Here is a 23,544-nt window from a genome sequence, read left to right on the forward strand (position 1 = left end):
AATCCTCCCGGATGCACCATATTCTCCCCCTTTGTTTATTCCTTCGACGTTTCGTCAGCAATCACTCTCTCTGTCAGCGACAAAGATCCCCTTTTACGATAAAGTAATGCTTTGTTAATCGCTTAGCGAGAGCACGATGTACGCACAGTATGACGGTTTGATCTTCGACATGGACGGCACCCTCCTGGATACCGAACCCACGCATCGTCAGGCTTGGACCGAAGTCCTGGGCCGTTACGGTATGCGTTTCGATTTACAGGCGATGATTGCCCTCAATGGATCGCCCACCTGGCGTATCGCACAGGCCGTGATTGAGCTGAATCAGGCCGATCTCGACCCGCATCAGCTCGCGCGTGAAAAAACCGACGCGGTAAAAGCCATACTGTTAGACACCGTGCAGCCTTTACCACTCATTGACGTCGTCAAGGAGTGGCATGGGCGTCGTCCTATGTCTGTCGGTACGGGCAGCGAGAGCGCGATTGCTGAAGCGCTACTCAACCACCTTGGCCTGCGCCACTATTTTTCTGCCGTCGTTGCCGCCGATCATGTTAAACATCACAAACCCGCACCGGATACCTTCCTGCTCTGTGCAGAATTAATGGGTGTTCCACCTGCAAAATGCGTGGTGTTTGAAGATGCTGATTTTGGCATTCAGGCCGCGCGTGATGCCGGAATGGCGGCGGTGGACGTTCGCTTACTGTGAGTGACGCGCTGTCACTCGCTTCATTATTCGCCAGCAGTCTTTTAAGCTCCACCCTCTTACCGGGGAATTCGGAAGTGGTGCTGGTGGCGATGCTGTTGTCCGGCGTAAGTCAGCCCTGGTTGCTGGTCTTAATAGCAACAATGGGTAATAGCCTTGGAGGGCTGACTAACGTTATTCTTGGACGTTTCTTTCCGCTACGCGAAAAATCTCGCTGGCAGGAAAAGGCAGTCGGCTGGCTAAAACGCTATGGCGCTGCCACGCTGTTATTAAGCTGGATGCCTGTAATAGGCGATTTACTGTGTCTGCTGGCGGGATGGATGCGCATTTCCTGGGGACCGGTGCTCTTTTTTTTGTGCCTTGGCAAGGCGTTACGCTATGTTTTACTGGCATGGGTAACACTACAGGGTATGACGTGGTGGCACTAATTGGTGGAATGAATTCGCGACCTTCAATCGTCAACCATTACAATTATGCTGAGTGACAATTTTTTGACAGGCGGGAGGTCAAATTGATCCCGGACGTATCACAGGCGCTGGCCTGGCTGGAAAATCACCCTCAGGCACTGAAGGGTATTCAGCGTGGGCTTGAGCGCGAAACGCTGCGCGTAAATGCGGATGGTAGCTTAGCGACTACGGGACACCCGAAGGCGTTAGGCTCGGCGCTGACACATAAATGGATCACAACCGATTTCGCCGAAGCGCTGCTGGAGTTCATCACGCCAGTAGACGGTGATATTGATCATATGCTGACGATCATGCGCGACGTGCATCGCTTCACCGCCCGCAACCTCGGCGACGAGCGTATGTGGCCGCTCAGCATGCCGTGCTATATCGAGCAGGGGCAGGATATCGAGCTGGCGCAGTACGGCACCTCGAATATTGGTCGGCTGAAAACGCTGTATCGCGAAGGACTGAAAAATCGCTACGGCGCACTGATGCAGACGATCTCTGGCGTGCACTACAACTTTTCTCTGCCGATGGCGTTCTGGCAGGCGAAGTGCGGTGAAACGGATAAAGAAGCGATCTCCGCGGGCTATTTCCGCCTGATCCGCAACTACTACCGCTTTGGCTGGGTTATTCCGTATCTGTTCGGAGCGTCACCGGCCGTCTGTTCTTCGTTCCTGCAAGGGAAACCGACCACGCTGCCGTTCGAGAAGACCGAATGTGGCATGTATTACCTGCCGTATGCGACCTCCCTGCGCCTGAGCGACCTTGGCTATACCAATAAATCGCAAAGTAATCTCGGAATTACGTTTAACGATCTGCACGAATATGTGGCAGGCTTGAAGCGGGCGATAAAAACCCCGTCGGAAGAGTACGAAAAAATCGGCCTCGAAAAAGACGGTAAGCGCCTGCAAATTAACACTAACGTGTTGCAGATTGAAAATGAACTGTATGCGCCGATTCGTCCGAAGCGCGTGACGCGCAGCGGTGAAACGCCGTCGGATGCGCTACAGCGCGGCGGGATCGAATACATTGAAGTGCGCTCGCTGGATATCAACCCGTTCTCACCGATTGGCGTTGACGAACAGCAGGTTCGCTTCCTTGACCTGTTTATGGTCTGGTGCGTACTGGCGGATGCGCCGGAAATGAGTTCCGACGAACTGCTGTGTACCCGTGCCAACTGGAATCGCGTGATTCTGGAAGGGCGCAAGCCGGGTCTGACGTTAGGTATTGGCTGTGAAACGGCTCAGTTCCCACTGTCTAAGGTAGGGAAGGATCTGTTCCATGACCTGAAGCGCGTAGCCCAGACGCTGGACAGCGTGTACGGCGGCGAAGCTTACCAGAAGGTCTGCGACGAACTGGTTGAAAGCTTTGATAACCCGGAACTGACATTCTCAGCACGAATTCTGCGTTCTATGATTGAACAGGGAATTGGTGGCACAGGGCGTTCACTCTCAGCGGAGTACCGTGAGATGCTGATGCAGGAGCCGTTAGAGATCCTGAGCGAAGCGGATTTTGTGGCAGAGCGTGATGCGTCCGTTGTGCGTCAGAAAGAGGTCGAAGCGGCGGATACGGAGTCGTTTGAGGCGTTTCTGGCGAAGCAGGCCTGAACCAAAAGAAAAAGGCCACATCGCTGTGGCCAAAATATACATCTCTGAATTCAGGGATGATGATAACAAATGCGCGTCTTTCATATACTCAGACGCGCATTCTGTAGAAGAGTTCAGTTTATTTTAAAAAAATCACTATCGGAGGTGACGTATGCCGTTATTAGATAGCTTTACTGTCGACCATACCCGTATGGAAGCACCAGCAGTCCGCGTGGCGAAGACCATGAACACGCCGCACGGCGACACGATCACCGTTTTCGACCTGCGCTTCTGCGTGCCCAATAAAGAAGTGATGCCAGAGAAAGGCATTCACACGCTGGAACACCTGTTCGCCGGATTCATGCGCGACCACCTGAACGGCAACGGCGTGGAGATCATCGATATCTCTCCGATGGGCTGCCGCACCGGTTTCTACATGAGCCTGATTGGTCAGCCTGATGAGAAACGCGTCGCGGATGCGTGGAAAGCGGCGATGGAAGACGTGCTGAAGGTGAAAGAGCAGAACCAGATCCCTGAGCTGAACGTTTACCAGTGCGGCACTTACCAGATGCACTCTCTGGAAGAAGCTCAGGAGATTGCCCGTCATATCATCGAACGTGATGTTCGTGTAAACAGCAATGACGAGCTGGCCCTGCCAAAAGAAAAACTTCAGGAACTGCACATTTAGTATCGTGCCTGTGGATGCCCGGTGGCGCTTCGCTGACCGGGCCTACAATTCTGATGACGACAACCACCACCTTCTCCTTTACCCATCGCCCGCTTGTGCCGTTTTCGCATGATTATGCTCATGGCGACAGCGAGCCGTGGCATCAGCACGACTGCGCGCAGCTCCTGCACAGCCTCACCGGCGTCGTGCGGGTCGATACCGCATCCGGCTGCTGGGTGGTGCCGCCCGGTCGCGGCGTCTGGCTACCTGCGGGTACGCAGCACGCCTTGCGCATCACCGGCAACGTTGCTGCCCGCACGCTGTTTATCGACCCGCTGGCGCGCGCCGATCTCCCGGCGACCTGCCAGATCGTGCAGATCTCGCCCCTGCTGCGCGAGCTGATCCTGACCTCCCTTACGCTTCCTGAATCTTACGCACCCGGAAGCCGCGATGAACGTGTTTATGAGCTGATCCTCGATGAAATTCGCCTCATGCCGGTACTGCCGTTTCACCTGCCCGAGCCGGAAAGCGAAGCGCTGCGCCATCTCTGCCAGCAGATTCGAATGGCCCCGGGAGAAAGCTGGAGCAGCGCCCAGGCCGCAGGTATTGTGGGGATGAGCGAACGCACGCTGAACCGCCATTTTCAGCAGCAGACAGGCCTGAGCTACGGCGAGTGGGTGAGAAGGGCGCGACTGCTGGAAGCCTTGGTGCGGCTGGCGCAGGGCCAGCCAGTATTACGCGTGGCGCTGGATCTGGGGTATGGCAGCCACAGCGCCTTTACGGCAATGTTTCGCCGGGTAATGGGTCTCTCACCCAGCGATTACTTCAGGAACGACTGACCGCGTTAAAAAGCGCCTGAATCGACGCGCGTGCCACGTCGCTGTCGATGCCCACGCCCCAGCGGCTGGTCCCATCCTGGAACAGGCAGCGGATATAGGCCACCGAGCGGCTGTCGCTGCGTTCGCCTAACGTATGTTCGTGATAATCCTTGATCACAAACGGTGCGTTGATCCAGCGGCTTAAGCCGTGAGCGGCGGCGGAGAGCAAACCGTTTCCCTGGCCTTCCAGCTGGCGGGTGCCCCCTTGCGTGGCGACGCTTGCCGTCAGCCGCAGCTGGCCGTCCTGCTGGCTGTCGCTGCGGTACGATTGCAGCGCTAATGGCGGGCTCGCCACCAGGCCGTAGCGGGCGCGGAACAGCTGCCAGAGCGCATTCTGTGTCATCTCTTTTCCATGGTTATCCGTTTCCTGCTGCACGTGCTGGCTAAAATCCTGTTGCAGGGCGCGAGGCAATTTCAGGCCGTGGTTTTGCTCAATAAGCCAGGCGCTTCCGCTTTTTCCTGACTGGCTGTTCACGCGGATCACCGCTTCATAGGTACAGCCAATATCCTGCGGGTCGACGGGCAGATAGGGCATCTCCCAGCGTTCGCCAGGCTTACGGGCATCGAAACCTTTCTTGATGGCATCCTGGTGCGAGCCGGAGAAGGCGGTGTAAGCCAGACGACCCGCCCACGGATGGCGCGGATGGACGGGCAGCTGGTTGCAGGTTTCTACCGTTTCAACCACCCGATTCATATCACTGAAATCCAGATTCGGGCTAATGCCCTGGCTGTAGAGGTTCATCGCCAGCGTCACCAGGCAGACGTTGCCCGTGCGCTCACCGTTACCAAACAGGCAGCCCTCCACGCGGTCAGCCCCGGCCATGACGGCCAGCTCTGCGCTGGCGACGCCGGTACCGCGATCGTTATGCGGGTGCACGCTGATACAGACGTCACTGCGGCGGCTGAAGTGGCGGCAGAAATACTCGATCTGGTCGGCATAGACGTTCGGCGTGCTCACCTCGACGGTAGCGGGCAGGTTGACGATCATCGGACGCGCCGCGCACGGCTGCCAGATCTCCGCCACGGCTTCACAAATCTCCAGCGCAAACTCCGGTTCGGTAAAGCAGAAGGTTTCCGGGGAGTACTCGTACTGCCAGCAGGTGTCAGGGTTCTCTTCACACAGCTGACGAATCAGGCGCGTCGCGCGCGTCGCCAGCTCGACGATTTGCGCTTTCTCCATGCCGAATACCAGACGGCGGAACAGCGGGGCGGTGGCGTTATACAGGTGAACGGTGGCCTGCTTCGCGCCGCGCAGGGAGTCGAAAGTGCGACGGATAAGATCGTCCCGCGCCTGCGTTAACACCTGAATGGTGACGTCATCCGGGATGCGGTTCTCCTCAATCAACTGACGCACAAAATTGAAGTCCGTCTGCGAGGCGGACGGGAAGGCGACTTCGATTTCTTTAAACCCGCAGCTCAGCAGCAGATCCCAGAATTGCAGCTTGCGCGCGCTGTCCATCGGCTCGGCCAGCGCCTGGTTACCGTCGCGTAAGTCGGTCGAGAGCCAGCGCGGGGCGCGGGTAATAATCTGCTCCGGCCAGCGGCGGTCGGGCAACGAAAGGGTGGGGTAAGGCTGGTATTTGTCGGCGGGTGTGTTCAGCATGGTGCGCTCCTGTTGTCTTTTCACTATCGTGAATCGATTTCAGGCGCGCTGCTTTATCGGAACTGACAATCGCTGTCGCGTTTTGGACAAGGGGGGCGATTGTTGCCCGGTGGCGCTGCGCTTACCGGGCCTACGATCGTAGGCCGGGTAAGGCGTAGCCGCCACCCGGCAACCCGTGCACAGGGCTAGTGCGCCCCACCGCCCCCGCTACCGGCCCCAAACGGTGGTTTGGCAAACCACACCAGCCCCAGCAGGACGATGAAGATCCCCGCCGATATCCAGAAAATCTCGTTTGCCGAGATAATCAGCCCCTGGTTGGTGATCTGCTGGGCAAGCCAGCCGGACGCCTGCTGCTCCGTCATCCCCATCCCCTCAAGCTGGCTATACATCTGCTGAGCGTTAGGGTTGAACGGGTTCACCGCTTCGGTGAGTTGAGCATGGTGCATCGATTCCCGGTTGGTCCACAGCGTGGTAGTGATCGAAGTCCCGATCGAGCCCGCCAGCGTACGGGTGAAGTTCGACAGGCTCGATGCCGCCGCCATCCGCTCAGGCGGTAAGCCGGAAAGCGTAATGGTGGTCAGCGGCATAAAGAAGCACGCTACGGCGAAGCCCTGAATAAACTGCGGCCACGCGGAGGCGCCAAAGTCCATTCCCGGTTCAAACGTATACGCGCGCCAGTAGAAGCACACGGCGTACATGATGAAGCTGAACGTCACCAGCCTGCGCATGTCGAGCTTATGGGCGAAACGGCCAATAATCGGCGACAGCAGAACCGGAATTAACCCCACCGGCGCGGAGGCCAGCCCCGCCCAGGTTGCGGTATAGCCGTACACCTCCTGCAACAGCTGCGGCAGCAGAACAATCGCGCCGAAGTAGAGCATATAGGCGAGGCTGATACAGAGGCAGCCGATGGTGAAGTTTCGCGATTTAAACAGCGAGAGGTCGACTATCGGATTATCGTCCGTCAGCTCCCAGACAATCAGGAAGCTGATGGCCACCACGGCGACCACCGTCAGCACAATGATTTCCGTAGAGGCAAACCAGTCCAGCTCTTTGCCGCGGTCGAGCATGATTTGCAGGCTGCCGATGCCGACAACCAGCAGTGCCAGCCCGATGCCGTCGATCCGCCGCTGTTCGGTCCGCGTTTCGCGACCACGCAGAGACTGTAGCGTCATCAGCACCACCAGCGCACCGATGGGCACGTTGATGAAGAAGATCCAGCCCCAGTGATAGTTATCGCTGATATAGCCGCCGAGGATTGGCCCGCAAATTGGGGCGACGATCACCGTCATCGACCACAGCGCGAGCGCGATGGAGCGCTTGGCGGGCGGATAGTTGTTCAGCAGCAAACTCTGCGACAGCGGAATCAACGGCCCGGCGACAATCCCCTGGATGACGCGGAAGAAAATCAGCATCGTCAGGCTGCTGGACATGCCGCAGGCCCAGGAGGCCAGCACGAACAGGATCGTCGACCAGAGGAACAGCTTCACTTCACCGACGCGCTTCGCCAGCCAGCCGGTGATGGGAATGGAGATGGCGTTCGCCACCCCGAACGAGGTAATGACCCAGGTCCCCTGGCTCAGCGATGAGCCAAGGTTCCCGGCGATCGTAGGGATCGCCACGTTTGCGATGGTGGAGTCCAGCACCTGCATGAATGTCGCCAGCGACAGCGCAATGGTCATAATGACCAGCTGCGCCCCCTCCAGCGGTTTTTGCGGCTTTTGCTGTTGCATAACGCTCACCTTCGGCTTAACCGGCGTTTGCCTTCACGATGTCATCGATCAGCTTATTGACCGGATCGAGGCTAATTTCACGGGCGTTACTTTCATAAGCTGGCGTACTGCGCACCTGGCTTGCGAGGATCTGACCGTCGCGGTTAGCGGTATCGACCGTCACCAGCGTGGAAAGGCCAATTCGCAGCGGATGGTCTGCCAGCTGCTTAGGATCCAGCTCGATACGCACAGGCAAGCGCTGTACCACTTTGATCCAGTTGCCGGTGGCGTTCTGTGCAGGCAGCAGGCTGAACGCGCTGCCGGTCCCCATGTCCAGACCGACCACTTTTCCGGTGTACTTGACGTCATCGCCGTAAATATCGCTGACCACGGTCGCGGTCTGGCCAATACGCATATGCGCCAGCTGAGTCTCTTTGAAGTTCGCATCGACCCACAGATTGTTCGCCGGAACGACAGCCATTAGCGGCGTGGTGGTGCTAATCTGCGCCCCAGGCTGTACGGAACGACGGGAAACGTAGCCGGTCATCGGGCTGACGATTTTGGTACGTTGCAGGGCAAGCCATGCGTTACGCACTTCGGTCGCCGCCTGTTTCACCGCTGGCTGGTTTTCCAGAGAGGTACCCAGCACCATCGCCTGATTAGCGTTGTACTGTTGGATCGCCACGTCCAGCTGCGCCTGTGCGCTGGCCACCGCATCGCGGGCGTGCTGCAACTCTTCACGGCCAATCAGGTTGGCGGTGCCGAGAGGAACACGACGATTGAGGTCGCTCTGCGCCTGAGCCAGGGCCGTTTTCTGCACGTCGATATTGGCCTGAAGCTGCTTGCTGTTGATCATCAGCTGGCGGGTCTGGCGAACGCTGGAGGCCAGCGCCGTCTGTGCTTTTTCAAACGCCTGTTGGGCGTCGGTCGGGTCGAGCGTGACCAGCACATCGCCTTTTTTCACAAAGTCGGTGTTATCAGCCCAGACTTTCGTCACGCTGCCTGACACCTGGGCCATGATTTGAACCTGATTCCCTGCCACGTATGCATCGTCTGTCTCTTCAACATGACGCAAGACTAAAAACCAATAGATCCCATATGCCACGGCAATAATAATAAAGAGCAAGGTCAGCAGAATAAGGGCGCTCTTACGTTTGCCCTTTTTGTTGGCCGGTTGCTGCGGGAGGGTGTTCTCCGCATTTGCGCTCATTGTTGTTCTCCACGATCTTTTTATTTTCACATCGGCTGAGCCGACCTGTTGTCAGAAAGGCCAGCAGTTTCACGTGCTGGCCTGTCAGTTTTTCTTTTTAGCAATCTGGAATGTTGAGCGGATCGTCGCGTTAGCGCAGCGCCTCAAGGATGACGCCGTCTTCATCCATCTGGTCCAGACGGGTGAGCAGCTTGCGAGTAATGTGCTCAAGCTGGTCGCGCTCGGCGGTGCTGAGGGCAGACCAGAGCTGGTGCAGGCAGTTGTGCTGCGGTGGCAGCACTTCGCGCAAGAATTCGTGACCTTTCTCGGTCAGTTGCAGATGCAGGCAGCGGCGATCGTTATCGCTTTCACGGCGTTCAATCCAGCCGCGCTTTTCCAGTTCATCCGCGATACGGGTCGCATTGGTACGGGATGACCCCAGCGCACAGCTCAGTTCCGACGGCTGAATGCTGTGATTTTCCTGAGACTCCAGCGTAATCAACGCCATAAACAACGTCTCGTTAATCCCCTGCGCTTTCAGCATCTTGTTACGATTTTCCAGCAGCTTACCCTGCATGTGCATGCACAGGCGGGTCAGCAGAATTTCCTGATACGGGAAGTCCTCATGACGACTGGCGCGGAACTTAAGCATTTGTTCAATGGGCGTAAACGAACTATCCATTTTGGGCATAACCTCATTAATTACAGCCGATATAGTAACGACAGTGACAAATAATGTAAATGAATTATTTGTGCGGTTATATCCGCCAAACGTATGTCACCATCAGAAAGCGCCGGGTAAATCCGTGACCCGGTGAGCACAGAGAGCGTGGGGTGTGTACCCGCGAAAGAGGGGATGTGAGGACAGGGGTCTGAACTATTCATGCCGGTAGTAAATATGTCACCCACAGTAAAATTTCTGGGATAAATGATTACCGTTACCTTAACAGATGCAGGCCCCCTTTACACCCCAGGGGGCCCAAAGCAATGTAAAACTTAGTGAATTGCTTCCTGACGGTGATAGCCGCGCCACCATACCAGCAGATTTATCGCCGCGACGATGGCGCCGATGGCGCACACGCCCGTCCAGCCCGCATGCTGCCAGGCGGAGGCTGAGATGAGCGAGCCCGCCGCGCCGCCGATAAAGTAGCTGGTCATGTACCCGGCCGTCAGACGGTTACGGGCATCCGGCTTCACGCGGTAAATCACGGTCTGGTTGGTGATATGTACACCCTGCACGGTGAGGTCGAGCACCAGAATACCGACAATCAGCGCCAGCACGGAGACGTGTCCGTACCAGATGGCCGCCCAGGAGAGCAGGAGTAAAACCAGCCCTGCGGAGGTGGTCATATGAGATTTGCCTTTGTCGGCCAGCCCACCCGCCGGGCGCGCGCCCAGTGCGCCAGCCGCGCCTGCCAGCCCGAACAGGCCAATCACGCCTTCTGAGTAGTTAAACGGCGGTGCGGCGAGCAGAAACGCCATCGACGTCCATAGGATGCTGAAGTTAGCGAAGGTGAGACACCCCAGAACGGCGCGCGTGCGCAGGAGTTTATCCCGGGTGAAGAGGCTGAAAACGGAGGCGAGGAGCTGCGGATAGTTCAGGTGATTTTCCTGCTTCACCTTTGGCAGGCCGCGCCACAGGGCCAGCGCCATGATAACCATCAGCACGCTCGCCACCCAGTAAACGGTGCGCCAGCCACCGAGGCTCGCCAGCAGCCCGGCAACGGTTCGCGCCAGCAGGATGCCCAGCAGCAGGCCGCTCATGATAGTGCCGACCACTTTGCCGCGTTTTTCCGGGGAAGCCAGCGTCGCGGCGAGGGGAACCAGAATTTGCGCCACCACCGAGAACAGCCCCGTCAGCGCGGTGCCGATAATCATCATCGTTAACGACTGGCTGCTGGCGGTGATCAACATCCCGCCCGCCGCCAGCAGCGTCATGGAGACGATAAGCATCCGGCGCTCAAACATATCGCCTAATGGCACCAGGAACAGCAGCCCGGCCGCATAGCCGAGCTGTGCGGCGGTGACAATAAACCCGGCGGAGCTGGCTGAAAGATCGAAGGCGCGTGCGATGGTGTCGAGCAGTGGTTGTGCGTAATAGTTGCTGGCGACGGCCAGACCCGTTGCCACGGACATTAAAAGGATGAGTGCGGGGCTAAGCCCTTGAGTTGTTTTTGTCATTAGTTTCAGGAATCGTGAGTTAAGTGATTATTTTTCCGGAAACATAATAACCAATGATGGTGAATGTTGGGGAATTGTTACGTGGTGGATTGTGCGGTTAAGGTTGGGTGCGGTTTGATCCCCTCCCCCCGACCCTCTCCCAGGGGGAGAGGGTGGTCATCGTTCCCTCTTCCCCTGGGAGAGGTTAGGGTGAGGGAAAATGTTTTACTTCTGCGCCTCAAGCGCCTCTTTCACCCAGCCATCGAACTGCTGCTGGTGGGCTTTGATCCAGCCATCCACGTGGCCTTTGATATCAGCTTCGGATGATTTACCCGCGTGCATCATCGCGTTCTGGGCGTTAATGTCTGCCAGCGGCAGTTTCATCACCGAGAACAGCTTCGCCGCCGCCGGGTTTTTCTCGGCCCAGGCTTTGTTCGCCACGATATGCATGGTGTTCACCGGGAAGCCATAGTTCATGCCGTTTGGCAGTTTGGTGTCGATATCTTTCTGCTCGCCTGGCAGGGAGGAGAAGGGCACCTGCAACCACACCACGTCTTTGCCCGGCTTCAGCACGTCGCTCACCCAGTACGGCGTCCAGGTGTAGTAGATCACCGGCTTTCCTTCTTTAAAGCGGGCGATGGTGTCGGCCATCATCGCAGAGTAATTGCCGTGGCTCACGTCGACGGTCTTCGCCAGATCGAAGGCTTTGTTCTGGTGGTTAATCACCGCTTCACAGCCCCAGCCCGGCGAACAGCCCATCATGTCGGCTTTACCGTCACCGTTGGTATCAAACAGTTTTGCGATCTTCGGATCTTTCAGCTGTTCAATATTGGTGATGTGATATTTATCGGCGGTTTTCTTGTCGATCAGATATCCCTGCGCAGCGCCGGTCACAAAGGTGCCTTCGCGGTAGAATTTCTTGTCACCGCCTGCGGCGGCATACATGTCGTCGTGCAGCGGCTGCCAGTTCACGGCGGTAAAGGTGGCATCACCGGAGGCAATGGAGGTATAGCCCACGTTGTAATCCACTTCGCTGGCGGTATTCACCGTATAGCCCAGTTTCTCCAGCGCACGGCTGACAATCTGGGTCTGGAAGGACTCTTCCGAAATGGTGCTCTGCACCGGCTGCACGGTAATGCCTTTGCCCGGCAGGTCAGCGGCAACTGCGCTGGTGGAGACAAGGGTCGCAAACGCTGTGGCAAAAAGTACGTTATGTCGCATCGTTGTTCCTTATTTTGTAAATGGGCGGGTGAGTAACCCGACAGGGCCGGTGGTGTACCAGCGACGGTTGCCGCGACTACGTGAATCACGACCGACAGCCTGGGTCAGGCGGTCAAGAATGATGGCGAGGATCACAATCCCGACGCCGCCGACGGTCGCCAGCCCCATATCGAGACGGCCAATGCCGCGCAGTACCATCTGACCTAACCCGCCAACGGCAATCATCGAGGCGATCACCACCATCGACAGCGCCAGCATCAGCGTCTGGTTAACACCTGCCATAATGGTCGGCATCGCCAGCGGAAGCTGAACCTTAAACAGCATCTGACGCGGGCTGGCGCCGAACGAGCGCGATGCCTCTATCAGATTCGCAGGCACCTGGTTAATGCCCAGAATGGTCAGGCGAATAATCGGTGGCAGGGCGAAGATTATGGTCACGACCACCCCCGGTACGTTACCGATGCCGAACAGCATCACAATAGGCACCAGGTAAACGAACGCTGGCGTGGTCTGCATCGCATCCAGCAGCGGGCGGATAATCTTCGCGGCCCGGGGGCTGCGCGCCAGCCAGATCCCCATCGGCAGGCCGATCACCACGCAGAACAGCAGGGCGGTCAGCACCAGCGCCAGGGTGATCATCGCCTGAGACCACGCGCCAATCGCGCCGATGGCAATCAGGGAGATGAGCGTGGCGATCCCCATACCCGCGCTGCCGAACTGCCATGCGATCAGCGAGAACAGGATAATCGCCACCGGCGCGGGCATGCCCAGCATCAGCTGCTGGAAGCCGTTCAGGATGTAATCCACCGGGATGCGGATCCCCTGGAACACCGGACGGAAGTGGGTAACGACCCAGTCGATCCCCTCCGTTACCCAGCTATCCAGCGGGATCAGCGTCTTGTGGAACGGATCCATAATATTGAAATGCTCTGGGGCAGGCGCTGGTGCGCTGTTGAGCCAGTCTGCCGCGCCGCCGCCATCGGCAGGCGCAGGCGTCGACCCCCACGCATCGGCAGATTGCGCCGCGCTGTCCGCTGCTTCAGTGGTGCCCCATGGGTTTGATTGATCAGCCATTGTTTGTCCCCTCGCGATCTAAAGCCTGTAGCAGCATCCGCTTTGAGATGATGCCAACGTACTGTTGTTCTTCACCGACGACCGGCACGGCGCACGGCGCCTGACCCACGTGAGAGAGCAACTCGCTGAGCGGCGTTTCGGCGTCCACGGCAAGCGGAGCGTCAATCAACGCCGCATCGATTCCCTGGTTTTCGCTCAGGGCGGTTTTCAGAGAGTCGATGGAGACCACGCCGACAAATTTATTGCCGCGTTCAACCAGATAACCGTATTCACGGTCTTCGTCCTGCAACAGCTTCAGCGCGGAGCGCGGGCCAAAACCTGGCGTTTTACGAATAATGCCGTTTGGTGTTCGACGGGCAATATCTTTCGCACTGAATACGTGGCTAATATCCACGCCGCGGAAGAAGGTGCGCACATAATCATTCGCCGGATTATTGAGAATTTCATCCGGTGTGCCGACCTGCACCACTTCACCATTTTGCATAATGGCGATACGGTCGCCAATACGCATGGCTTCATCCAGATCGTGAGAAATAAAAACAATGGTGCGCTGATGTTTGGCCTGTAATTTTACCAGCTCATCCTGCATCTCGGTGCGAATTAAGGGATCGAGCGCCGAGAAGGCTTCGTCCATTAATAAAATGTCCGGATTAATCGCTAATGCACGCGCTAATCCCACACGCTGACGCATACCGCCGGAGAGTTCATCCGGATACGCATGAGCATAATTTTCCAGCCCGACCTGACGCAGTGCATCAAGGGCTTTTTCCTGACGTTCCTGAGCGGGCGTGCCGGCTAACTCCATGCCAAAGGCGGTATTATCGAGTACCGTCATGTGCGGCATCAGTGCAAATGACTGAAACACCATCGCAATTTTCTTTCTGCGCACCTCACGGAGATCTGCGTCTGATATTCTGGCGATATCCACGCCGTCTATCAGCACCTGTCCGCGGGTGGGTTCAATCAGGCGATTGAGAAGGCGAACCATAGTGGATTTACCCGAACCGGATAATCCCATGATGACAAAAATCTCGCCTTCTTCAATGGCCAGACTGGCGTCTTTAACGCCAAGCGATAGCCCGGTTTTTTCCAGAATTTGCTCTTTCGTAAGGCCTTTCTCAATATATTTGAATGCGCGCTGCGGGTGCTCGCCAAATACTTTATAAAGATTTTTCACTTCTAATTTAATTGCCATGCAATAGAGAGTGTCCTGTTATTTGTTTATGTCGATATGATTACCATGGTAAATAGTTAACTGGCATTACCCTAACATACTCAGAATCTGAGACAACCCTGGACCGGCCTGAGGGCGGAATTTTGCCGCAAGCGAAACGGCTGAATTTCCCATGAATAAAGGGCTGAGGGCGGTTTGAATTTTTCTCAATTTTTTGCTGCTGCATGGGAGAATTTCGCCTGAATTGGTGTGATTCAGGCGAATATGACGGGGAAATTACAGTGTAGTACGTAGTGGAATATTCGGCTGGAAATAATGAAATGCAGAGTTAATTAATGAACGTTAATTCATTCATTAAAAATCCCAGTCCTCGTCTTGCGTCTCCACCGCTTTACCCATCACGTACGACGAGCCGGACCCGGAAAAGAAGTCGTGGTTTTCATCGGCGTTGGGCGACAGCGCTGCGAGGATCGCCGGGTTCACCTCCGCCATTTCTGGTGGGAATAACGCTTCGTAGCCCAGGTTCATCAGCGCCTTGTTGGCGTTATAGCAGAGGAAGGCTTTTACGTCCTCTTCCCAGCCCGTTCCGGCGTACAGCTCTTCGGTATAGCTCAGCTCGTTGTCATACAGATCCATCAGTAAATCGAGGGCAAAACCTTTGAGTTCCTCGCGTTTTTCCGCGCTGACTTTCTCCAGCCCTTTCTGATACTTATAGCCGATGTAATACCCGTGTACCGCTTCATCGCGGATGATGAGGCGAATCAAATCGGCGGTGTTGGTGAGCTTGCCCCGGCTCGACCAGTACATAGGCAGCCAGAAGCCGGAATAGAAGAGGAAAGATTCCAGGAACACGCTGGCGATCTTCTTCTTCAGCGGCTCGTCGGCCCGGTAATATTCCAGCACCAGATCTGCCTTGCGCTGCAATGACGCGCTCTCTTCACTCCAGGCGTAGGCCGCGTCCACGTCTCTGGTCTGGCACAGGGTGGAGAAAATCGAGCTGTAGGAGCGGGCATGGACCGCCTCCATAAAGCTGATGTTCGACATTACCGCCTCTTCGTGCGGGGTCAGCGCGTCGCTCATCAGCGCGGGCGCACCCACGGTATTCTGAATGGTGTCCAGCAGCGTCAGGCCGGTAAAGACGCGGATTGTCAGCTGCTGCTCGGCATGGCTCAGGGTTTGCCAGGCCGGAATATCGTTGGAGAGCGGGACCTTTTCCGGCAGCCAGAAGTTGCTGGTCAGGCGGTTCCAGACCTCCAGGTCTTTATCATCCTGAATTTTGTTCCAGTTAGCGGCACTTACGCGTGACAGTTTCATCCTTTCTCCTTACAGCGCGCAGGACACGCAGCCTTCAATTTCGGTGCCTTCCAGCGCGAGCTGGCGCAGGCGAATGTAGTACAGCGTTTTGATGCCTTTCTTCCACGCGTAGATCTGCGCTTTGTTGATATCCCGCGTGGTGGCGGTGTCCGGGAAGAAGAGCGTCAGCGACAGCCCCTGATCCACATGTTTAGTCGCCTCGGCGTAGGTATCAATGATCTTTTCCGGGCCAATCTCATAGGCGTCCTGGTACAGCGCCAGATTCTCGTTGGTCATAAACGGGGCAGGGTAGTAGACACGCCCGGTTTTGCCTTCCTTACGGATTTCAATCTTCGACACGATGGGATGGATGCTCGACGTGGCGTGATTGATATAGGAAATGGAGCCGGTTGGCGGCACCGCCTGAAGGTTCTGGTTATAAATGCCGTAGCGCATCACCTCTTCACGCAGCTGTTGCCACATCTCACGCGTCGGCAGGGTGATGCCAGCGCGGGCAAACAGCGCGCGTACTTTTTCGGTTTTCGGCTGCCAGTCGCCTTCCAGATACTGGCTGAAATACTCTCCGCTGGCGTAGCGGGACTGCTCAAAGCCTGCGAACCGCTGGTGGCGTTCGCGCGCCAGCATCATCGAGGTATGCAGCACATGCCAGGTGATGGTGTAGAAATAAAGGTTGGTGAAATCCAGCCCTTCCGGGCTGCCGTAGGCGATGCCCTCCCGCGCCAGATATCCGTGCAGGTTCATCTGCCCAAGGCCGATGGCATGCGACGCGGCGTTGCCCGCCTCAATAGACGGTACGCTGCGGATGTGGCTCATGTCCGATACCGCCGTCAGCCCGCGAATGGCGGTCTCTACCGTGCGGCCAAAATCGGGTGAATCCATGGTATGGGCAATATTTAGCGACCCGAGGTTACAGGAGATATCCTTGCCCACGTCCGCGTAGTCGAGGTTCTCGTCGTAGCTGGACGCGCTGTTGACCTGCAAAATCTCCGAGCACAGATTGCTCATGTTGATGCGCCCGGCAATCGGGTTAGCGCGGTTCACCGTGTCCTCGTACATGATGTACGGATAGCCGGACTCAAACTGAATTTCAGCCAGCGTCTGGAAGAAATCGCGGGCGTTGATGGTTTTTTTGCGAATGCGATCGTCGGCCACCAGCTCGTCGTACAGCTCGCTTATCGCCACGTCGCCAAAGGCTTTGCCGTAAATCCGCTCAACGTCATACGGTGAGAAGAGCGCCATGTCGGCATTCTCTTTAGCCAGCTTAAACGTGATATCCGGGATCACCACGCCAAGCGACAGGGTTTTGATGCGGATCTTTTCGTCGGCGTTTTCACGTTTGGTATCCAGAAAACGCAGAATGTCCGGGTGGTGCGCGTGCAGATAAACCGCACCCGCGCCCTGACGTGCGCCAAGCTGGTTGGCGTATGAGAAGGCATCTTCCAGCATCTTCATCACCGGGATGACGCCGGAAGACTGGTTTTCGATGCGCTTAATCGGCGCGCCCGCTTCCCGCAGGTTCGAAAGCAGAAACGCCACGCCGCCGCCGCGTTTCGAAAGCTGTAGCGCCGAATTCACCGCACGGCCAATCGACTCCATATTGTCTTCAATACGCAGCAGGAAGCAGGAGACCAGTTCGCCGCGCTGGGCTTTCCCACAGTTAAGGAACGTTGGCGTGGCGGGCTGGAAGCGACCGGAGAGGATCTCCTCCGTGAGTCTTTCGGCCAGCGCTTCATCGCCCTGCGCCAGCGTCAGCGCCACCATCACCACCCGATCTTCAAAGCTTTCTAAATAGCGTTTGCCGTCAAAGGTTTTCAGGGTGTAGCTGGTGTAATACTTCCACGCGCCGAGAAACGTCTGGAAGCGAAAACCGCTGGCGTGCGCCCGTTCAAACAATGCCACCACGAAGGCGCGGTCGTAGCGGGTGAGGACACGCTCTTCGTAATAACCCTCTTTTACCAGCCAGTCGAGACGTTCCTGCTGGCTGCCAAAGACGACGCTGTTCGGGCGTACGTGAGCGGCAAAAAAGGCGTCCACCGCCTCATGATCTTTGCCAAACTGAATGCGCCCCTCGCGGTCATAGAGGTTTAGCATGGCGTTTAATGCGTGGTAATCCGGCGTCGCCTGAATCACGCGTTCTGCGGTTGTCGTTGCCAAAATTCGTTCACTCCTTTACGCACGTTCTCTACGTCCTGCTGTGTCCCCATCAGTTCAAAACGATAGAGATACGGCACGCCGCATTTTTGAGAGATGACATCCCCGGCGCGGGCAAAGGCCTCGCCGAAGTTGCGATTGCCTGCGGCGATCACGCCGCGAATCAGCTGCCGGTTATGGGGATCGTTCAGAAAGCGGATCACCTGACGAGGCACAGCCCCTGCGGTGCCGCCACCGCCATAGCTGGGCACCACCAGAATGTAGGGTTCGTCTACCTGAATACGCTCCCGCTCGTTCAGCGGAATGCGTATCGCGGGCAGCCCGAGACGCTCCATAAACCGAAGCGTGTTTTCCGAGCTGCTGGAAAAGTAGACCAGCGTGCTCATGCACTGACGCCCTGAGCGGCAAGGCGGTTGATCATGTCCGGACGGAAGCCAGACCAGCTGGTGTCGCCGGCAACGACAACCGGAAGCTGACGGAAACCCTGCGCCCGCAGGGTGTCTGCCGCGTCGGGCACCTGATCAATATTGACCATCTCAAATGCCACGCCGCGGCTCTCCATCGCCCGTTTCGTGGCGTGGCACTGAACACAATCGTTACGAGTGTAAATAATAATGCTCATGATTCGTATTTCCATTTAGAATGAGAGAACGGCGCGAGTAAACGCGTCATGTTGTGTGTGTCTTGCTAAAGGGAATACTAGATGTAGTTGAGATAAGTTTCAACCACACAAGATATGGGAAATACAGATTAATAAGGCCCCAACGATGAGCCTGGCGGGGCAGGGCGGGCTGTGCGGGTTTTTCAGGCTGTCAGGCAAAGAAAAGCCCCGGCGCCTGAGGCGACCGGGGCTGAGAACGCGCGCTTACTTACGCAGGCTAAGCAGGGCGCCGACAAAAATCCCGACCGCCGCGACCGTTCCCAGCGTACAAAGTGGTTTTTCACGTACGAAGGTGGTGGCGCAGCTGGCCATGTCGCAGGCCGCCTGAGTGGTACGTGAGCGGCCATTCATCCTTGCCCGCGTTTCACGCAGCAGAGACTGAGCCTTACGTTTCGCGGCATCTGCTTCGTCCTTCGCGTCAGAGCCCCAGGATTTCAATACGGCTTCCAGCGTGTCCGCTAATTGGCTGACATCGTTACGAATATCCTGTGTGTCGTCATTAATATCGTTTCGGTTCGGTCTGTTAAACATACGATCCTCCATAATTTGTGTTCCCGTTTAGTTTAGTCCAGAAATGTAATATCTGAAGCGAGTCACGGCTTATCGGGCAGTTTATGGAATATTCTGAAAGCCCTGCTAATGCTGAATACTGTAAGGTTGCCGGGCAGGAATGATAATGAGGAAAAGATATGTATTTACGACCCGATGAGGTGGCGCGCGTTCTTGAAAAAGAAGGGTTCACCATGGATGAGGTAACATCAAAAGCGTACGGATATCGCCGTGGTGAGAATTATGTTTACGTCAACCGTGAAGCAAGAATGGGGCGTACTGCTCTCATTATTCACCCGACACTCAAAGACAGAAGCCTGTCATTTGCTGAGCCCGCCTCGGATATTAAAACCTGCGATCATTATCAGCAATTTCCGCTCTATTTAGGCGGCGAGACGCATGAACATTATGGTATTCCGCACGGTTTCAGCTCGCGTATGGCGCTGGAGCGGTTCCTGAAAGGGCTGTTTGGCGACGTACAATAACTCTGCGACTGGCCTGAGCCAGTCGCCTTACCTTACGCTTTTGCCTGGCTATAAGGGCTGACTTTAAACAGGCGGCGGCAGTAGTCAAGAAAGTAACCGTACACCGCACCCATCAGCATGGATACCACGATATTTGAACTTACCGCAGCGGCGATTTGATGCCAGTCTGCGCCCACCGTCAGCAAAATAACCACATACACCGGGGACTGGAACGTCACGTAAGCCAGCACGTCCGCCAGGTTTTTTACCCAACCCGCCGGGCTAATACGCCGGGCTAAACGCATCACTGCATCGCGATACAGGCCGTACGGCCAGGCAATCATGATATTCACCGGAATGGCCACCAGGCGCGACGAGAGGGATTGCTCAAAGGACATTCCCGACAGGAAAATTTCAATCAGCATATTCACGACGGAACAGTAAACGACCATCGCGAACGTATCCGCTACCGCATGGCGCAGGCGAGACTGCGGTGAGAACATGTCTGAACTCCTCGAACAGGACAAAAAAGTGGCGTTTTACCTACGGCCTTTAGTGCTTTAGGTTGGTTTGTTATGAGTGTATAGCGTATCTCTCTGGCTTTTAACTAACAAGTAGTGATTAATTTTTATTTACTGGCGCTTTAGCCATAAAATTCTCTAAAGTTGTGCGTTTTTTGCGCGCTTCGTTATTTTCTCTCCTTGTCCATATTTTATTAAAATAAATCAATGGATTAGTTTATCAGTGCGCGTGTAAAACCTCTGTTGTGTGGGAGAGTGGAGGCGGTTTTTTGAACTGTTTTAAAAAGGGGTTTTTGGCCTGGGGAAGGGCGGTATATTACGCATTAAAACAGACATATATTTCGGGGTTATATTAACGGGATATTCTAAAACATTTACAATAATGTCAAAACGTCAGGGTGGGTAGATATCAGAACAAAAATCAATTATTCTGTTGCCTGATTTATGTTATACACACGAAGAAAGGTTTTTCATTATTATGGCTTTAACGTTACAGAATCTTAATAATATTCGTACCCTCCGGGCGCTGGCACGTGAATTATCCATGGATGTTCTGGAAGAAGTGCTGGAAAAATTCCGGATTGTCACTGAAGAAAAACGCAGCGAGCAGGCTGAATTAGAGCGTCAACGCGCTGAACAGCAGGATAAAATTAATGCTCTGCTGGAACTGATGAAAGCTGACGGTATTTCTCCGAGCGATCTGTTAGGCAGTGATCTGGCGCAGGCGGGTCAGCCGACGAAAAAACGTAAAGCGCGTGCGGCGAAATATCGTTTTATTGACGCGAACGGTGAAGAAAAAACCTGGACCGGCCAGGGGCGTACGCCAAAGCCAATTGCAACCGCACTGGCAAACGGTAAATCGCTGGACGATTTCCTGATCTGATGATTATTCGGGCGGTGTATTCCGCCCGATTATTGACTTAGCAGACGCCAAAGTCACCGTCTTCGGAGTACAGAACCACGTCCGCCGCTTTCAGGTGATATTTCTCGCCCTGCTCATTGCTGGCCTGCACAGCCACAATGTTTTCACCATTCACTTCGAGCACTTTCAGTTTCGGACCGCCCTGACGCGGTTGTACATAATCACCGACAGAAAACATAGCACCTCCTCATCATTGTCATGATCTTCACCATAGCCCACGTTCGGGGGCGGGGTACAGTCTAATCTTTCAGACACTCCTTATCAGGTACGTCGGTTCCACGGCATCACTTTCAGCAATCAGCGCGTTTGCCTGCTGCGGCGAAATAAGAGGAAGAGACATTGCGTTTCCTTACGGTCAATTTCAGAACAGTAGAGCATTTAAGGCGGGGGTTTAAGCCAGTGTAAAGAGGGTAAAGGCAGGTAAAAGCGCGAGAGACGCATGGCAGTTAACCGTAAACTGGCTACGCTTAGAGAAGTGTCTTTTATAATTTTCAATTGGTTAGCTTGCACGGAGTTTTTTATGGGTTTTTGGCGCGTTGTTTTTACGATTATTCTCCCGCCGCTGGGCGTGCTGCTTGGCAAGGGGCTGGGCTGGGCGTTTATTCTGAATATCCTTCTGACCATCCTGGGCTACTTCCCCGGTCTTATCCACGCGTTTTGGGTTCAGACGAAGAGCTAGGTACGCCACAGTAAGTCACTGTAGATCCGGGTCAGCACGCCTTCCGGGCCAAACTGCTGTTTGATCCAGCGCGTGACCTGACCGGTCGCCGCATGCTGTGTGGCGAGCAGCATGCGCGAATCCTGACGTGGATTATTGATCCGCCGCGTTACCAGCAGCCCTTCCTCCACCGCCTCACGCGTCATATATTCCGGTAAAAAGCCAATACCTTCCCCCAGGATCTGACACTGGCATTTCGTGTTGAAGTCCGGCACCAGAATCGCCTCCTGACCGTGAAGCAGCCAGCCCACCTTCTTGTTGATGGTATGCGCGGTGTCCTCGACCATGATATTGGGATACAGACGCAGCTGACTTTCGGAAATGGGCTCCGGGGCGAACGCCAGCGGATGCGTGGGCGCGATGGCAAATACCCAGCGGATCGCCCCTATCTCGGTGTAATCAATGCCGCCGCCGTCCAGCAGCGTATCCGGCGCGCCAATGGCGATATTGGCCTGATTATTAATGATGGAATCCCAGACGCCGTTATACACCTCGGTCGTCACCGTGATCTGGCAGGTGGGAAACTGTTTTTTCAGCACCTGGAGCAAACGCGCGGTATGGCGTGGCGTATACAAAAGCTGATTTATGCAGATGCGCACCCGCGTCTCAATGCCCTGAGAAATGGTATCAATCCCGCGCTTGATGGCATGAAAGTCATTCAGCAGGTCGGTCGCTTTACGATAAAAATAAAAACCGGATTCGGTCAGCTCAATGCTGCGCGTGTTGCGTACAAACAGCACCACGTCCAGTCCGGTCTCCATGCGTTTGATGGTGTAACTGATGGCGGAGGTGGTCACGCCCAGTTCGGCAGCCGCTTTGCTAAAACTGCCAAAACGTGCCGCGGTGGTGAAGGCCAGCAAATTCTCTTCGGTAAAGATGGAATTCATATTATGGCTCCTGGTGACCATCAGTTTTGAACATATTTTAACAGCGGCGTTACATCATAGTTGATGTCGATCACAGTTCTGGATTTTTACGTAGAACCGCGCTGTGTAAGGCTTTTTCAGCCATAAGGATAATGCAGCCTGAAGCGCGTAAAAGCGGTAAAACATAAGAAAAGGTTGCACAGACGCACATTTCTCCCGGACTGTTGAATTTAACTCAACAATGAATTGCGTGTCGATGAATCATTTTTAAGCGGATTCTTTTATGACCAGGCTGTTGCTATTCTCAGGTCATCAGAAGTGAAACATAGGGAGTCTGAATATGTCTGCAACTGCACTGGTTACAGAATTTCTGCTGGCGGCAGAAGAGGGCAATATCGACGCGCTAAAAGCCTGCCTGGAGAAAGGCGTGGATATTAACGCGACCAACCGCCAGAAAAGAACCGCCATTATTATTGCCAGCCTGAAAAAGCATTACGCCTGTGTGGAGTTTTTAATTGCCGCCGGGGCGGATATTGATAAACAGGACCAGACCTGTTTTAACCCCTTCCTGATCGGCTGCCTGACCAATGATTTAACCCTGCTGCGCATTGTCCTTCCGGCAAATCCGGATCTCGATCGTCTGACGCGCTTTGGCGGCGTGGGCATTACCCCTGCCAGTGAAAAAGGGCACGTTGAAATCGTGCGTGAGCTGCTGGAAAAAACCGACATCAACGTCAACCACACCAATTTTGTCGGCTGGACGCCGCTGCTGGAGGCCATCGTATTAAACGACGGCGGCGCAAAGCAGCAGGAAATTGTGAAGCTGCTGCTCGATCACGGCGCGAACCCGCACATGACCGATAAATACGGCAAAACCCCGCTCGAGCTGGCGCGGGAAAAAGGCTTCAACGCGATCGCAGACCTGCTGCTGGCGGCAGGCGCATAGTGCATTCGGTCAGCCTTCC

At 55.5% G+C, this 23,544-nt stretch carries 25 protein-coding genes; 9 read left to right on the top strand and 16 right to left on the bottom strand.

The window, feature by feature from the left end; translation table 11 throughout:
* Positions 1-136: 136 nt before the first annotated feature.
* From yqaB to INF61_RS16480, 5 genes are all read left to right on the top strand, one after another.
* Positions 137-703 carry a fructose-1-phosphate/6-phosphogluconate phosphatase gene (gene yqaB / locus INF61_RS16460; protein ID WP_015571665.1) on the top strand — a complete coding sequence of 189 codons (567 nt, stop codon included), beginning with the start codon at positions 137-139 and terminating at the stop codon, positions 701-703.
* The gene (locus INF61_RS16465; RefSeq protein ID WP_017382780.1) at positions 700-1,128 is read left to right on the top strand and encodes a YqaA family protein; all 429 of its coding nucleotides are present in this window, start codon (positions 700-702) and stop codon (positions 1,126-1,128) included. Before yqaB ends, INF61_RS16465 begins: the two co-directional genes overlap by 4 nt.
* Before the next feature lie 83 nt (positions 1,129-1,211).
* Positions 1,212-2,756: a glutamate--cysteine ligase gene (gene gshA, locus INF61_RS16470; protein ID WP_032669330.1), complete on the top strand. Its 1,545-nt coding sequence runs from the start codon at positions 1,212-1,214 to the stop codon at positions 2,754-2,756.
* Positions 2,757-2,907: 151 nt separating this feature from the next.
* Positions 2,908-3,423 carry an S-ribosylhomocysteine lyase gene (luxS, locus tag INF61_RS16475; RefSeq protein WP_017382778.1) on the top strand — a complete coding sequence of 172 codons (516 nt, stop codon included), beginning with the start codon at positions 2,908-2,910 and terminating at the stop codon, positions 3,421-3,423.
* Between the two features lie 53 nt (positions 3,424-3,476).
* On the top strand, positions 3,477-4,241 hold the full coding sequence (locus INF61_RS16480; protein ID WP_003862181.1) for a helix-turn-helix domain-containing protein: 765 nt from the start codon (positions 3,477-3,479) through the stop codon (positions 4,239-4,241).
* Here the strand turns inward: INF61_RS16480 and leuA are convergent.
* The 13 genes from leuA to INF61_RS16545 all read right to left on the bottom strand — a co-directional run bounded on the left by leuA (position 4,228) and on the right by INF61_RS16545 (position 19,070).
* Entirely contained in the window at positions 4,228-5,883 is a 1,656-nt protein-coding gene (gene leuA / locus INF61_RS16485) for a 2-isopropylmalate synthase (RefSeq protein ID WP_032654746.1), read from the bottom strand. The genes INF61_RS16480 and leuA overlap by 14 nt on opposite strands.
* A 185-nt stretch (positions 5,884-6,068) precedes the next feature.
* Positions 6,069-7,616 (bottom strand): multidrug efflux MFS transporter permease subunit EmrB, encoded by a 1,548-nt coding sequence (gene emrB / locus INF61_RS16490; RefSeq protein ID WP_006811709.1) that lies wholly within the window; start codon positions 7,614-7,616, stop codon positions 6,069-6,071.
* Positions 7,617-7,632: 16 nt separating this feature from the next.
* Positions 7,633-8,805 (bottom strand): multidrug efflux MFS transporter periplasmic adaptor subunit EmrA, encoded by a 1,173-nt coding sequence (gene emrA / locus INF61_RS16495; protein WP_017382776.1) that lies wholly within the window; start codon positions 8,803-8,805, stop codon positions 7,633-7,635.
* Positions 8,806-8,935: 130 nt separating this feature from the next.
* Positions 8,936-9,466 carry a multidrug efflux transporter EmrAB transcriptional repressor EmrR gene (gene emrR, locus INF61_RS16500; RefSeq protein WP_017694792.1) on the bottom strand — a complete coding sequence of 177 codons (531 nt, stop codon included), beginning with the start codon at positions 9,464-9,466 and terminating at the stop codon, positions 8,936-8,938.
* Positions 9,467-9,780: 314 nt separating this feature from the next.
* On the bottom strand, positions 9,781-10,965 hold the full coding sequence (locus tag INF61_RS16505; RefSeq protein WP_017692795.1) for an MFS transporter: 1,185 nt from the start codon (positions 10,963-10,965) through the stop codon (positions 9,781-9,783).
* A gap of 204 nt (positions 10,966-11,169) precedes the next feature.
* Positions 11,170-12,165, bottom strand: coding sequence for a glycine betaine/L-proline ABC transporter substrate-binding protein ProX (proX, locus tag INF61_RS16510; protein WP_017382774.1), 996 nt, complete (start codon positions 12,163-12,165; stop codon positions 11,170-11,172).
* Positions 12,166-12,174: 9 nt separating this feature from the next.
* Positions 12,175-13,239, bottom strand: a complete 1,065-nt coding sequence (gene proW / locus INF61_RS16515) for a glycine betaine/L-proline ABC transporter permease ProW (RefSeq protein WP_193547927.1) — start codon at positions 13,237-13,239, stop codon at positions 12,175-12,177.
* Entirely contained in the window at positions 13,232-14,434 is a 1,203-nt protein-coding gene (gene proV / locus INF61_RS16520; protein ID WP_015571658.1) for a glycine betaine/L-proline ABC transporter ATP-binding protein ProV, read from the bottom strand. The genes proW and proV overlap by 8 nt, the downstream gene beginning before the upstream one ends.
* A gap of 333 nt (positions 14,435-14,767) precedes the next feature.
* Positions 14,768-15,727 carry a class 1b ribonucleoside-diphosphate reductase subunit beta gene (gene nrdF / locus INF61_RS16525; RefSeq protein WP_193547928.1) on the bottom strand — a complete coding sequence of 320 codons (960 nt, stop codon included), beginning with the start codon at positions 15,725-15,727 and terminating at the stop codon, positions 14,768-14,770.
* 9 nt (positions 15,728-15,736) lie between these two features.
* Entirely contained in the window at positions 15,737-17,881 is a 2,145-nt protein-coding gene (gene nrdE / locus INF61_RS16530; RefSeq protein ID WP_086524007.1) for a class 1b ribonucleoside-diphosphate reductase subunit alpha, read from the bottom strand.
* Positions 17,854-18,264, bottom strand: a complete 411-nt coding sequence (gene nrdI / locus INF61_RS16535) for a class Ib ribonucleoside-diphosphate reductase assembly flavoprotein NrdI (protein WP_015571656.1) — start codon at positions 18,262-18,264, stop codon at positions 17,854-17,856. Before nrdI ends, nrdE begins: the two co-directional genes overlap by 28 nt.
* Complete coding sequence (gene nrdH, locus INF61_RS16540) at positions 18,261-18,500, bottom strand: glutaredoxin-like protein NrdH (RefSeq protein ID WP_017382770.1); 240 nt, start codon at positions 18,498-18,500, stop codon at positions 18,261-18,263. Before nrdH ends, nrdI begins: the two co-directional genes overlap by 4 nt.
* A 243-nt stretch (positions 18,501-18,743) precedes the next feature.
* Positions 18,744-19,070, bottom strand: coding sequence for a DUF883 domain-containing protein (locus INF61_RS16545; protein WP_017382769.1), 327 nt, complete (start codon positions 19,068-19,070; stop codon positions 18,744-18,746).
* 158 nt (positions 19,071-19,228) lie between these two features.
* On the opposite strand from INF61_RS16545, the gene INF61_RS16550 reads away from it, so the two are divergent.
* Positions 19,229-19,573 carry a DUF2002 family protein gene (locus INF61_RS16550; protein ID WP_006811693.1) on the top strand — a complete coding sequence of 115 codons (345 nt, stop codon included), beginning with the start codon at positions 19,229-19,231 and terminating at the stop codon, positions 19,571-19,573.
* A 32-nt stretch (positions 19,574-19,605) separates the two neighbouring features.
* Here INF61_RS16550 and alaE read toward each other — a convergent pair whose 3' ends face one another.
* On the bottom strand, positions 19,606-20,055 hold the full coding sequence (gene alaE, locus INF61_RS16555; protein WP_015571653.1) for an L-alanine exporter AlaE: 450 nt from the start codon (positions 20,053-20,055) through the stop codon (positions 19,606-19,608).
* 496 nt (positions 20,056-20,551) lie between these two features.
* On the opposite strand from alaE, the gene stpA reads away from it, so the two are divergent.
* Positions 20,552-20,956: a DNA-binding protein StpA gene (stpA, locus tag INF61_RS16560; RefSeq protein WP_022651717.1), complete on the top strand. Its 405-nt coding sequence runs from the start codon at positions 20,552-20,554 to the stop codon at positions 20,954-20,956.
* A gap of 37 nt (positions 20,957-20,993) precedes the next feature.
* Here the strand turns inward: stpA and INF61_RS16565 are convergent, their stop codons facing one another.
* Positions 20,994-21,173, bottom strand: coding sequence for a hypothetical protein (locus INF61_RS16565; protein WP_015571651.1), 180 nt, complete (start codon positions 21,171-21,173; stop codon positions 20,994-20,996).
* Between the two features lie 342 nt (positions 21,174-21,515).
* Here INF61_RS16565 and INF61_RS16570 point away from each other — a divergent pair, with 342 nt between their 5' ends.
* A complete protein-coding gene (locus INF61_RS16570; RefSeq protein ID WP_003862203.1) occupies positions 21,516-21,674 on the top strand; it encodes a YqaE/Pmp3 family membrane protein in 159 nt (52 codons plus the stop codon).
* Here INF61_RS16570 and INF61_RS16575 read toward each other — a convergent pair.
* Positions 21,671-22,600 (bottom strand): LysR substrate-binding domain-containing protein, encoded by a 930-nt coding sequence (locus tag INF61_RS16575; protein ID WP_023295311.1) that lies wholly within the window; start codon positions 22,598-22,600, stop codon positions 21,671-21,673. The genes INF61_RS16570 and INF61_RS16575 overlap by 4 nt on opposite strands.
* A 319-nt stretch (positions 22,601-22,919) precedes the next feature.
* Between INF61_RS16575 and INF61_RS16580 the strand changes: the two genes are divergently transcribed.
* Positions 22,920-23,525: an ankyrin repeat domain-containing protein gene (locus tag INF61_RS16580; RefSeq protein WP_015571649.1), complete on the top strand. Its 606-nt coding sequence runs from the start codon at positions 22,920-22,922 to the stop codon at positions 23,523-23,525.
* The last annotated feature ends 19 nt before the right edge of the window (positions 23,526-23,544 follow it).

It is taken from the genome of Enterobacter cloacae complex sp. P18RS, from assembly GCF_014982105.1.
GTDB classification, from domain to species: domain Bacteria; phylum Pseudomonadota; class Gammaproteobacteria; order Enterobacterales; family Enterobacteriaceae; genus Enterobacter; species Enterobacter hormaechei_C.

What these genes read in the sequence shown, in the direction of transcription:
- yqaB (WP_015571665.1), top strand. Translation starts at nt 137, where the DNA reads ATGTACGCACAGTATGACGGTTTGATCTTCGACATGGACGGCACCCTC.
- luxS (WP_017382778.1), top strand. Translation starts at nt 2,908, where the DNA reads ATGCCGTTATTAGATAGCTTTACTGTCGACCATACCCGTATGGAAGCA.
- INF61_RS16480 (WP_003862181.1), top strand. Translation starts at nt 3,477, where the DNA reads ATGACGACAACCACCACCTTCTCCTTTACCCATCGCCCGCTTGTGCCG.
- leuA (WP_032654746.1), bottom strand. Translation starts at nt 5,883, where the DNA reads ATGCTGAACACACCCGCCGACAAATACCAGCCTTACCCCACCCTTTCG.
- emrB (WP_006811709.1), bottom strand. Translation starts at nt 7,616, where the DNA reads ATGCAACAGCAAAAGCCGCAAAAACCGCTGGAGGGGGCGCAGCTGGTC.
- emrA (WP_017382776.1), bottom strand. Translation starts at nt 8,805, where the DNA reads ATGAGCGCAAATGCGGAGAACACCCTCCCGCAGCAACCGGCCAACAAA.
- emrR (WP_017694792.1), bottom strand. Translation starts at nt 9,466, where the DNA reads ATGGATAGTTCGTTTACGCCCATTGAACAAATGCTTAAGTTCCGCGCC.
- INF61_RS16505 (WP_017692795.1), bottom strand. Translation starts at nt 10,965, where the DNA reads ATGACAAAAACAACTCAAGGGCTTAGCCCCGCACTCATCCTTTTAATG.
- proX (WP_017382774.1), bottom strand. Translation starts at nt 12,165, where the DNA reads ATGCGACATAACGTACTTTTTGCCACAGCGTTTGCGACCCTTGTCTCC.
- proW (WP_193547927.1), bottom strand. Translation starts at nt 13,239, where the DNA reads ATGGCTGATCAATCAAACCCATGGGGCACCACTGAAGCAGCGGACAGC.
- proV (WP_015571658.1), bottom strand. Translation starts at nt 14,434, where the DNA reads ATGGCAATTAAATTAGAAGTGAAAAATCTTTATAAAGTATTTGGCGAG.
- nrdF (WP_193547928.1), bottom strand. Translation starts at nt 15,727, where the DNA reads ATGAAACTGTCACGCGTAAGTGCCGCTAACTGGAACAAAATTCAGGAT.
- nrdI (WP_015571656.1), bottom strand. Translation starts at nt 18,264, where the DNA reads ATGAGCACGCTGGTCTACTTTTCCAGCAGCTCGGAAAACACGCTTCGG.
- nrdH (WP_017382770.1), bottom strand. Translation starts at nt 18,500, where the DNA reads ATGAGCATTATTATTTACACTCGTAACGATTGTGTTCAGTGCCACGCC.
- INF61_RS16545 (WP_017382769.1), bottom strand. Translation starts at nt 19,070, where the DNA reads ATGTTTAACAGACCGAACCGAAACGATATTAATGACGACACACAGGAT.
- INF61_RS16550 (WP_006811693.1), top strand. Translation starts at nt 19,229, where the DNA reads ATGTATTTACGACCCGATGAGGTGGCGCGCGTTCTTGAAAAAGAAGGG.
- alaE (WP_015571653.1), bottom strand. Translation starts at nt 20,055, where the DNA reads ATGTTCTCACCGCAGTCTCGCCTGCGCCATGCGGTAGCGGATACGTTC.
- stpA (WP_022651717.1), top strand. Translation starts at nt 20,552, where the DNA reads ATGGCTTTAACGTTACAGAATCTTAATAATATTCGTACCCTCCGGGCG.
- INF61_RS16565 (WP_015571651.1), bottom strand. Translation starts at nt 21,173, where the DNA reads ATGTTTTCTGTCGGTGATTATGTACAACCGCGTCAGGGCGGTCCGAAA.
- INF61_RS16570 (WP_003862203.1), top strand. Translation starts at nt 21,516, where the DNA reads ATGGGTTTTTGGCGCGTTGTTTTTACGATTATTCTCCCGCCGCTGGGC.
- INF61_RS16575 (WP_023295311.1), bottom strand. Translation starts at nt 22,600, where the DNA reads ATGAATTCCATCTTTACCGAAGAGAATTTGCTGGCCTTCACCACCGCG.
- INF61_RS16580 (WP_015571649.1), top strand. Translation starts at nt 22,920, where the DNA reads ATGTCTGCAACTGCACTGGTTACAGAATTTCTGCTGGCGGCAGAAGAG.